Origin of the sequence: Paenibacillus paeoniae, assembly GCF_003388735.1 — a bacterium.
Lineage (GTDB): Bacteria > Bacillota > Bacilli > Paenibacillales > Paenibacillaceae > Pristimantibacillus > Pristimantibacillus paeoniae.
Genome location: NZ_QUBQ01000005.1, coordinates 342437 through 352884 on the forward strand (window position 1 = coordinate 342437; position 10448 = coordinate 352884).

The window sequence follows — 10448 nt, forward strand, 5'->3', positions numbered from 1 at the left end:
GCGCAAGAGCAGGCGAGCATTATGCAAGCCCGTGTCTGGCAACAGCCCATGCAAGTGAAGGGACGGACAAGGGATGCAATTCCCTTCCGTTCCTTTTTTGTTTTTGAAGCATGTAGATGCGATCCCATCCTCTCCTATCATTGCTGATCAGCGTACAAGTAGGCTATAATAAAAAGAATGACTTTGCAGAGGAGAGTACCCTGATGAGCATAACTTTAAAGGATGTTGAGCATGTCGCGAATCTGGCGCGGCTGGATCTGACAGATGCAGAGAAAGCCCAGTTCACTGAGCAGCTCAACGCAATATTGAAATATGCGGAGAAGCTCAACGAGCTGGATACGGAAAACGTCGAGCCGACAAGCCATGTGCTGCCGATCACAAACGTGATGCGCGACGACGTCATGAAGGAATCGCTTCCGATTGAGAAGGTTCTGCTGAATGCGCCAGACGAGGAAGACGGTCAAATTAAAGTGCCTGCGGTGCTTGAATAATATTCGGTTTTATTTGAAGGGAGGAACTACTGTTGGCACTGTTCGATCTACGCCTGCAGGATGTACATAACAAGCTTAACAACAAAGAGCTGTCCGTAACGGAGCTCGTAGACGCGTCATTCGCGAGAATTAAGGAGACTGACGATTCGATCAAGGCGTTCCTGACCTTGAATGAAGATGACGCCCGCTCGCAAGCGCATGAGATGGACAAGCGCCTGCAAGAAGGCGGCGATAAAGGCTTGCTGTTCGGCCTGCCTGCAGGCATTAAGGACAATATCGTGACGGAGGGCTTGCTTACGACGTGCGCGAGCCAATTCCTGAGCAACTACAACCCCATCTATAGCGCGACCAGCGCGCGCAAGCTGAAGCAAGCGGATGCCATCACAATCGGGAAGCTGAACATGGACGAATTCGCCATGGGCGGCTCGAATGAGAACTCTAGCTACTTCCCGACGCGCAATCCGTGGAATACGGACTATGTACCGGGCGGTTCCAGCGGCGGCTCCGCTGCGTCTGTAGCGGCGGGACAAGTCTACTTCTCGCTCGGCTCCGATACAGGCGGCTCTATTCGCCAGCCGGCTGCTTATTGCGGCATCGTTGGGCTCAAGCCAACGTACGGCCTTGTATCACGCTTTGGCCTGGTAGCCTTCGCATCCTCGCTGGACCAGATCGGTCCATTGACGAAAAATGTAGAGGATTCCGCTTACGTGCTTCAGTCGATCGCAGGTTATGATGCCAGCGACACTACATCAGCGAATGTAGACATCCCGGATTACACGGCTGCCTTGACTGGCGATGTGAAGGGACTCCGCATTGGCGTTCCGAAGGAATACCTTGGAGCGGGAATCGATCCGCGCGTGAAGGAAGCGGTTATGAACGCGCTGCAAGTGTACGAATCGCTGGGCGCTACATGGGAAGAAGTATCGCTTCCGCACACGGACTATGCGATCGCTACCTATTATCTGCTTGCTTCTTCGGAGGCGTCCTCCAACCTGGCTCGCTTCGATGGCGTACGCTATGGCGTACGCGCCGACAATCCGGATAATCTGGTCGATTTGTACCGCAAGTCGCGCAGCCAAGGCTTCGGACCTGAAGTGAAGCGCCGTATTATGCTGGGCACTTATGCGCTTAGCTCCGGCTACTACGATGCCTACTATTTGAAGGCCCAGAAAGTACGTACGCTGATTAAAGGCGATTTCGATAATATCTTTAAGCAATATGATCTAATCATCGGACCGACGGCTCCGACTCCGGCTTTCCGCATCGGCGAGCAAGTTGGCGATCCGCTTACGATGTATTTGAACGATATATGTACAATACCAGTCAGCTTGGCTGGCATTCCTGCCATCAGCGTTCCATGCGGAACGGCGGACGGCTTGCCAATCGGCCTGCAAATTATCGGCAAAGCATTCGACGAATCGACGGTGCTTCGCGTCGCGCATGCCTTTGAGGCTCATACCGACCACCACAAGCTGCGCCCGCAGCTGTAATTATCGCGTACAAGAAGGACGCTTAGGAAAGGAACGATAAGAATGTCTGTAGCGAACAAATACGAGACGGTCGTGGGACTGGAAGTGCACGTCGAGCTGCACACGAACAGTAAAATCTTTTGCGGCTGCTCCACCTCCTTCGGCGCTCCGCCGAATACGCATACCTGCCCGGTATGTCTGGGGCATCCCGGCGTATTGCCGGTGCTGAACCGCCAAGCTGTGGAATATGCAATGAAAGCGGCGCTGGCGCTGAACTGCACCATTGCCGATGTGAGCAAGTTTGACCGGAAAAACTATTTCTACCCCGATTCGCCGAAGGCGTATCAAATCTCGCAATACGATCAGCCGATCGGCGAGAATGGCTGGATTGATATTGAAGTGAACGGCGAGACCAAGCGCATCGGCATTACGCGCCTCCACCTGGAGGAAGATGCAGGCAAGCTGACGCATGTCGACGGAGGTTACGCTTCACTAGTTGACTTCAACCGTGTCGGTACGCCTTTGGTTGAGATTGTATCGGAGCCGGATATCCGTACGCCGGAAGAAGCGAAGGCGTATCTGGAGAAGCTGAAGGCCATTATGCTTTATTGCGATGTATCCGATGTGAAGATGGAAGAGGGCAGCTTGCGCTGCGATGCCAACATTAGCCTTCGTCCTTATGGACAAGAGAAGTTGGGCACGCGCGCCGAGCTGAAGAACATGAATTCGTTCCGCGGTGTTCAACGCGGGCTGGAATATGAGCAGTTCCGACAGGCAGAGATTCTGGATGCGGGCGGCGAAGTCGTGCAGGAAACGCGTCGATTCGACGATGCGGTGGGCAAGTCATTCTCGATGCGGGGCAAGGAAGAAGCGCATGACTATCGTTACTTCCCGGACCCTGACCTCGTGAGGCTGCATATCAACAAGGAGTGGAAGGAGAGCGTTCTCGCCTCCATTCCGGAGCTTCCTGATGCACGCAAAGCTAGGTATACGGCAGACTACGGCTTGCCGGCCTATGATGCCGAGGTTATTACCGCTTCGAAGAAACTAGCTGATTTCTTCGAGGAAAGCCTCTCCTACACGAAGGATGCGAAAGCCGTCTCCAACTGGATTATGGGCGATCTGCTCGGCTATCTGAATGCGAATGGCCTTGAGCTTGAGAACGTGAAGATTACCGGTCAAGGTCTTGGCGAGATGATCGGCTTGCTTGAGAAAGGCACGATTAGCGGCAAGATTGCGAAAACGGTCTTCAAAGCTATGCTGGAGAGCGGCAAGCTGCCTCAACAGATTGTAGAGGAGCAAGGCCTTGTTCAAATTAGTGATGAAGGCGCGATTCTGACTATTGTCGATGCGATCATTGAGAAAAATCCGCAATCGGTGGAAGACTTCCGGGCGGGCAAAGAAAAGGCGATCGGCTTCCTTGTCGGACAGATTATGAAGGAGACGCGGGGCAAAGCGAATCCGGCGCTCGTGAATAAGCTGCTGCTTGAGCGTCTTCAATAACGACTGACCCTGTATCCCGTAAGGCGCGATTCATCATGTTGAGATGAGTCGCGCCTTTTGCTGCATAGAATGAAATAGGCAGGGATGGGGTGCCCAGACTACAGGATGAGAGGTCAAGATCGCTGATGATGACATTAAGTGCGGTGCATAACCCTTGGTTAATTGATGAAATTGATATTTTGATCCGTTTGGCGCTTGCCTTGCTGCTTGGCGGATTAATCGGGCTGGAGCGGGAGCAGTCGAACCACGCGGCAGGATTGCGCACCAATATTTTGGTCTGCTTAGGCGCGTGCTTGCTGATGCTGCTGTCGATCTACGGCTTTTCGGATTTCGTGGATGAGCCCAATGTTCGCGTCGATCCGGCAAGGCTGGCTGCTGCGGTTATTACAGGCGTCGGTTTTTTGGGAGCGGGCACGATTTTGTTCACGGGCAAGTCCATTACGGGACTGACGACCGCAGCATCGCTTTGGGTTGTGGCGGCGATTGGTCTTGCAGTGGGCGCAGGCTTCTATTTTGCTTCCACAAGCGTCACCGTTATGGTTCTGCTTACGCTATGGCTGTTTAACAAATTGGAGAAACGGTATATTAAAGCTAAAAAGGAACATGTGATCAGCATTCATGCTGTGGACTTATCTTCCGCAATGAACAAGCTCAATGCCATCTTGGACGGGCGCAAAGTGATCATCAAGAAAATGTATATGGAAGATGTAGCAGTCAGCGACAAACGCAAAAACGACAACGAGACGCTGACCAAGCTGGTGCTGCATATTATCATGCCGCAGCGCAAGAATGAGAAGCTGATGCAATTGATGGACGATCTGAAGAAACTGGAGGGCATACGTTGGGTAAGCTCGGAATAAGATCGCGGGCCGGAAGGCTGCTCTCCGTCCTGCTTGCTTTTATGCTGCCTGGTCTCGGCCATGTTCGGCACGGACAATACGTCAGGGGCTTTCTTCTGATTGCCGCCTTGCTGCTCGACTACGTCGCCATCTTCCGATTGGCCGATTCCGACGGGGGCCGGCATCTCTTGCTTATTGTTTATCTTGTATTGCTGCTGCCGGTCTTTTATTTCATCAGCGTCTTTGAAGTGCTGCAATTCAGCGATGCGGGGAAGAAGGACGACACTCCGCTTAGGCTGAGGGATGGCGTGTGGTTAATGCTTGCGGGCGCATTCATGCTGATTTTGCTGAAGCCGCCCGCCATTATGCTGCCATGGATGAATGAGCTGGCGGAGTGGTCTGTGGGACCGCTGCTTATGCTCGTATCGCTCTTATGGCTGCGCACAACAAGGAAGGGAGCAGGCATTATGTTCAAGCTGGGGAGAATGACGGCATGTATCATCCTGTTGGCTATCGGCGCCTTGCTGCTCTGGGATCATCTCCAGGGCCGCAATGACATTGCGCTGCTGAGGAATGGGTGGCCGCTTGTTTTTGTGTTCCTCGGCTTGGAGATTATCCTGTACAGCACGCTGCTGAAGCGGCGGGCTGCAGGGCTTCGGCTTGATACGGCCGGCATTGCCGCCTCCCTTGTTATCGCGGTTACCGCTTATGGCGTTACACAGTACGCGGATTTCCCGGTGAAGTGGCTGGATCAATTCAATGTGGATTTGAACGGCAGGAAGGAATTTGCGGAGGAGAACGGATTCCGTTTTGATAAAAATGTGATGAAGGTTCCTTTCGACGAAACTGTGCAATCGCTGCGAATCGAAAATGCCAACGGCGATATCCATGTCCGATCGGGCGATGTGGACGAGATCGAAATCTATACGACAGTATGGGTTGATTTCACCGACGAGGCGGAGGCCAAAACCATTGCCGAGAAGTCGGTGCTGCAAGCGACGCCTGGCATGGAGATGGTGTTCGAAGGCAAGGGACAGCCCTACGGCGCGAATGGCAATCGACTGCCGAAGATGAATGTGGAGATCATCATTCCGAAGCTGGACGAGCCGGTGGGAGAGATCATGGGACCGCCTCCTCCGCCTCCAGACGATCATGCGGACGATCCCTCTTCCGATGATTCCGGAACTTCTGCGGAAGGGGATACGATAGATGGCGATATCGTCCCGCAAGGAGTGGATTCGTCTGTCGAGAATGGGGATTCAAGGGTTGAAGAAGGCGATTCTATACAAGAAGGATCGGAGCCGGGCGAAGATGCGGACATGACTTCCGATGAAGGGGAGGTCCAGAATACGCCGGACGAAAGAGGGCTGAAGTTGACCATCAACAGCGGCAACGGTTCAGTATCGGTCATGGATTTCCGTGCGAGTGGCGGCTTGGTCGTAAGGAGCGGCAGCGGACTCGTGCAGCTATCGACGATTTACGGCGATGTGTCGGTAGAAGGGATAAATGCCAGCCTTGAAGCCAATTCCATCCATGGGCAGAGCAACATCGTGACTAAAAACGGAAGCATCAGGATCGAGTCTGCGACCGATGATGTTTTTGCAAGTACCATGAACGGCAATCTGGAGCTGATCGATATTTACGGAGATCTGGACAGCGAAACGAAGAATGGCGGCATACGGATATCGAACGCCGTAATGGGGATCAAAGCGAACACGCTGAACGGTAATGTGGACATTGACAGCCTTGTCGTCGGCGGCAACTGGGACCTGGACAGCTCTGTTGGCGAGATCAAGTTGCGCATCCCTTACAATGGAAACTATACCGTGTACGGATCGGTAACTTTCGGCAATATTGCAACCGATCTCCCTCTTGATCAGACGCGCAAAACGGTGCGCGGGGCTATAGGAAACGGCGAGTATCGCATTCATATTAATGCGACGAACAGCATATCGATACAAGGTCAGGGTCTTTAGGCAAACGGCACATTCATTGACAAATTTGCGAACGTGAACGTACAATAGTAATAACTACTATGAAGAAAGGCGTGAGGGGAATGGCAGCCAGCGTTCAATTGGCACTGGAGCAACTGAAGATGAATGGCGTCCGGATGACCCCGCAACGACACGCCATCTTGAGCTATCTGATGGATTCCAAGTCCCATCCTACTGCGGATGAGATCTATAAGGCGCTCTCGCCGGCTTTTCCAAGCATGAGCGTAGCGACCATATACAACAATCTGAGATTGTTTGTAGAAGCTGGCTTAGTGCGCGAGCTTACGTATGGTGATGACTCTAGCCGATTTGATGCGGATTTGTCCGATCATTATCATGCCATCTGCAAGAGCTGCGGACAGATCGTCGACTTTGGTTACCCGCCACTGCTTGAGGTGGAGAAGGCCGCATCGAAGGAAACGGGCTTTACGGTACAAGGTCATCGGATGGAGATATACGGATTGTGTTCATCTTGCAACACAACCGCGAAGTAAAACGTATATAAACTAGATAACTCTTTACACATAACGTGCCGGAAGCGATCATACGCTACACTGCACGTTTTTGTTTGAAAGAGGACTTTATTCAAATACGTGGATTGGAGGAGTGACGGATTGGAGACGAATGTAGGGCGTGCAACCCGCAAGAGACGTAGAGGCGGATGCGGCCTAATGCTAGTATTATTTTTCGCAGCGGCGGCTATTACCTTCGGGTGGTTCGGATATATGAAGTTCATCCCAAGCAATGAGCAGCAAGCGCCAAGCTACAGTATGAAGAATCCGATTATCGTATCTGGCAAGGAGACAGGGTACGGAGCCCTATTGGATGAAGGGGAAGTGAAGCTTCCGCTCCCGTTGCTTGAAGAGCTGCTTGGAGAGGACAAGCCAATACACTATGAAGAGCAGTCCAAGACGCTTGTGATGACTACGGCGGATAAGGTGCTGCGATTAAAGACAGATGCTTTGACGGGGATTATGAATCAAAGCGACTACAAGCTTACAATAGCAGCAGAAGTGGTGGACAATACCGTATACATCCCTACGGAACCGCTTGAAGAGCTGTTCGGCATTCGTGCCGAATATGACGAGACCAGCTCGATTGTAACCATCGTAAGGGAAGGCGATACGATTCAACTGGCCGAAGCTACGCCGAAGGATGGAGCGGCTATTCGCATTGAGCCATCAATTAGGAAGCCTTATTTGTTCAAGCTCTCGCAAGAGGATACGGTTCGGATATGGGAAGAATCCGAGGGCTGGATGCTGGTGCAGACCGGGAACGGTCATATTGGGTATATGAATAAGAAGGATCTGAGACTCACGAAGATCGATCAGATTCCGGAGCGGGAGAAAGCAAAAGCGTTTATTCCATGGAAGGTGATGGGCAGTAAAATCAATCTGACGTGGGAGGCGGTCTATAATCGTAAGACGGATACGTCCAAGATTGGGGACATGCCGGGCGTCAATGTTGTCAGCCCGACCTGGTTCGAGCTGACGGACGGGCAAGGCACAATTGAAGGAAAGGCAGATCCTGCTTACGTGAAGTGGGCGCATAATCGGGGCTACCAGGTGTGGGGGCTATTCAGCAATGGCTTCGAGCCGAAGCAAACAACAGAAGCCCTGTCGACTGTAGAGACCCGATTCTCGATGATCCAACAGCTGCTTGCATTCGCTAAAATCTACAATTTGCAGGGTATCAATATCGATTTTGAGAATGTCTATACGAAGGACAAGGAAAATCTTGTTCAGTTTGTAAAGGAAATGACTCCGCTGCTGCATGAGCAAGGACTGGTCGTCTCGATCGATGTAACACCGAAGTCGAACAGTGAGATGTGGTCGGTCTTCCTGGATCGTCCCGCGCTTGGCAAAGTCGTTGATTATATGATGGTGATGGCATACGACGAACACTGGGCAGCTAGCCCCAAAGCCGGTTCTGTCGCATCGCTGCCTTGGGTGGAGCGTTCCATTACCCGTATATTGGAGGAAGACGGCGTGCCGGCAAGCAAGCTGATCTTAAGCATACCGCTGTATACGAGAATATGGACGGAGCAGAAGGATGAAGCCGGGGCGGTAAAAGTGTCTTCGAAAGCAGTAGGCATGGAAACGGTGAAGTCTATCATTAGCGAGAAGAAGCTAAAGCCGGTATTGGATGAAGCGGCTGGTCAAAACTATGTGGAGTACGAGGAAGATGGCGCGCTGCGCCGGATATGGATAGAAGACGATATCTCTATCAAGTCTCGCGTAGAGCTGGCACGGAAATATGATTTGGCCGGTATCGCTACATGGCAGCGCAGCTTCCAGACCCCTTCTGTATGGGGAACCATCGATGAAGCTTTGACCAAAATGCCATAATTCCTTTCTTATTAATAGAAGAAGACCTCCAAGCATGGATGCTTGGAGGTCTTCTTCGTTCATTATGTGTGGTTATGCTTTGATGTCCTCGACCTTCAGGTCTGTTGCTTCTGACGGGTCCAGTGTAAGTATGGTTCTGCAGAACATGCAGCGATCGGTTTTGCCCAGCATCTTTGTCTGTCTTCCGCATTCCGGACATTGCAGCATGGTGGCGCTGGTCGACAGCATGCCGGCCCAGAAGTAGATAGCCACGCTGATAAGCAGCGAGATCATGCCGAATACCATAAAGATCCCTGCAATAATTTTGCCTGCTTGACCCCAGAGGACAATACCGGCGGTCCCCAGTATCATAATCCCCATGCCGACTAACGTAAAGACAAGTCCCCAGAGACGGAATTCATTAATTTTTGCTGATTTGAAAAAGATCTTTTTCATCATTCATACCCTTTCTGTGACTATTGGCTTACGAAAATAAGACTCAATTTCTACGACGGAAAGCAGGAAAGTGCATCCGGTTTGTCGAAAAGGAATAAATCTGTAGATTATTATTATAGCCTAATCTACTTCGATTAGCTATACGGAGGAACCCAGTGGAGCATATCAGAGAGCATGTAGTAGACACCTATCGGGAACTGCCTGGACTGTTGGCCATATCTGTCATCAAAAACCCGTACTCCTATAACCCGCTTGTTGATGGTTTAGATATGTTAGTGCTTCTCGTGACCGAGCGATCTGTCGTCGAGAATTCCGCGGAGCATGTTCAACTGGATGATGAACGAGCGCTTATTCGAATGGTGCATCGGGATGAGTTGGATAAGTGGATTACAGGCGGCGAGAATCGCAATATTATTGAATGGTTAGTGCGGGGGGAGATTTGGTTGGATCGTGACGGTTATCTGGCGGGAGTTCGTGAACGGTTGCTTCTGTTTCCTGAATCCATGCGCGAGCAAAAGCAATTCATCGAGTTTACCGGATTTCTGAGAACGTATTTGCAGGCAAAACAGGATCTATTGGATGGCAATCTGCTGGATGCATACAGCCATGTACTGACTGCTCTTCATCATTGGGCGCATATTGTCCTTATAGAAGAAGGAAGACATCCGGAGCTTACCGTCTGGAAGCAGCTGAGGCGTGTGCATCCCGGCGTATATAAGTTGTATGAAGAGTTGACGGCAAGTCCGGAGACACTGGAGCAACGCGTACAATTAGTGATGCTGGCATGCGAGTTCTCTGTCATGAACAAGATGAAGCTATGCTGTTCACTTCTATTGGATATCATGAATAGCCGTGAAGAACCCTGGAGTATAGGCGAGCTTCAAAGCCATCCTTCGATCAGACCTCTGCAAATTGAACTATCCTTAGTGATTCATAAATTAGTAAAGCGAGCTTATGTCAGAGAAGTAGCGGTTATGCAAGAACCGAAGGAGTCAGGGGCCCTGGAACTTAGATATATGGTAACTGCTCAATAGTGGAGAATGAGGATGAGACGTGCAGAGGAATTAGACTCTGTACGTCGTTTCGATTAGAGGCTAAAAAATATGCAATTAGGTGTTGACGAGCCTTGTGTCTCTGTGATACATTAGAACTCGCCGCTTTTGCGAGTGAGGAAATCGAGAAAAGACGAAATTAAAAAAAATGTCGAAACTCGAAAAAAAGTACTTGCAATAAGATAGGCACCTGTGATATATTATAAAAGTCGCCGCTGAGACAAACGGCTGACACGCAAGAAACGAAAGACAAGAGATTGTTCTTTGAAAACTGAACAACGAGCGAAACTGCCCGATACAATCGCAAGATTGAATCG

At 51.0% G+C, this 10448-nt stretch carries 9 protein-coding genes; 8 read left to right on the forward strand and 1 reads right to left on the reverse strand.

The features are described from left to right. Nucleotides 1-203: 203 nt before the first annotated feature. The 7 genes from gatC (at nt 204) to DX130_RS22020 (ending at nt 8644) form a co-directional block, all read left to right on the forward strand. On the forward strand, nt 204-491 hold the full coding sequence (gatC, locus tag DX130_RS21990; RefSeq protein WP_116049003.1) for an Asp-tRNA(Asn)/Glu-tRNA(Gln) amidotransferase subunit GatC: 288 nt from the start codon (nt 204-206) through the stop codon (nt 489-491). Between the two features lie 32 nt (nt 492-523). Continuing rightward, nucleotides 524-1981, forward strand: coding sequence for an Asp-tRNA(Asn)/Glu-tRNA(Gln) amidotransferase subunit GatA (gene gatA, locus DX130_RS21995; RefSeq protein WP_116049005.1), 1458 nt, complete (start codon nt 524-526; stop codon nt 1979-1981). A 42-nt stretch (nt 1982-2023) separates the two neighbouring features. Then, nucleotides 2024-3463, forward strand: coding sequence for an Asp-tRNA(Asn)/Glu-tRNA(Gln) amidotransferase subunit GatB (gene gatB, locus DX130_RS22000; RefSeq protein WP_116049006.1), 1440 nt, complete (start codon nt 2024-2026; stop codon nt 3461-3463). 143 nt (nt 3464-3606) lie between these two features. Next, the gene (locus tag DX130_RS22005; protein ID WP_116049072.1) at nt 3607-4323 is read left to right on the forward strand and encodes an MgtC/SapB family protein; all 717 of its coding nucleotides are present in this window, start codon (nt 3607-3609) and stop codon (nt 4321-4323) included. Next, the gene (locus DX130_RS22010; RefSeq protein WP_116049008.1) at nt 4305-6278 is read left to right on the forward strand and encodes a DUF4097 family beta strand repeat-containing protein; all 1974 of its coding nucleotides are present in this window, start codon (nt 4305-4307) and stop codon (nt 6276-6278) included. The genes DX130_RS22005 and DX130_RS22010 overlap by 19 nt, the downstream gene beginning before the upstream one ends. Nucleotides 6279-6358: 80 nt before the next feature. After that, entirely contained in the window at nt 6359-6790 is a 432-nt protein-coding gene (perR, locus tag DX130_RS22015; RefSeq protein ID WP_116049010.1) for a peroxide-responsive transcriptional repressor PerR, read from the forward strand. Between the two features lie 120 nt (nt 6791-6910). Further along, a complete protein-coding gene (locus tag DX130_RS22020) occupies nt 6911-8644 on the forward strand; it encodes a glycosyl hydrolase family 18 protein (RefSeq protein WP_240644640.1) in 1734 nt (577 codons plus the stop codon). Between the two features lie 72 nt (nt 8645-8716). Here DX130_RS22020 and DX130_RS22025 read toward each other — a convergent pair whose 3' ends face one another. Further along, complete coding sequence (locus tag DX130_RS22025; RefSeq protein ID WP_240644650.1) at nt 8717-9079, reverse strand: YgzB family protein; 363 nt, start codon at nt 9077-9079, stop codon at nt 8717-8719. A 155-nt stretch (nt 9080-9234) separates the two neighbouring features. On the opposite strand from DX130_RS22025, the gene DX130_RS22030 reads away from it, so the two are divergent. Continuing rightward, a complete protein-coding gene (locus DX130_RS22030) occupies nt 9235-10113 on the forward strand; it encodes a nucleotidyltransferase-like protein (RefSeq protein ID WP_116049012.1) in 879 nt (292 codons plus the stop codon). Nucleotides 10114-10448 lie beyond the last annotated feature (335 nt).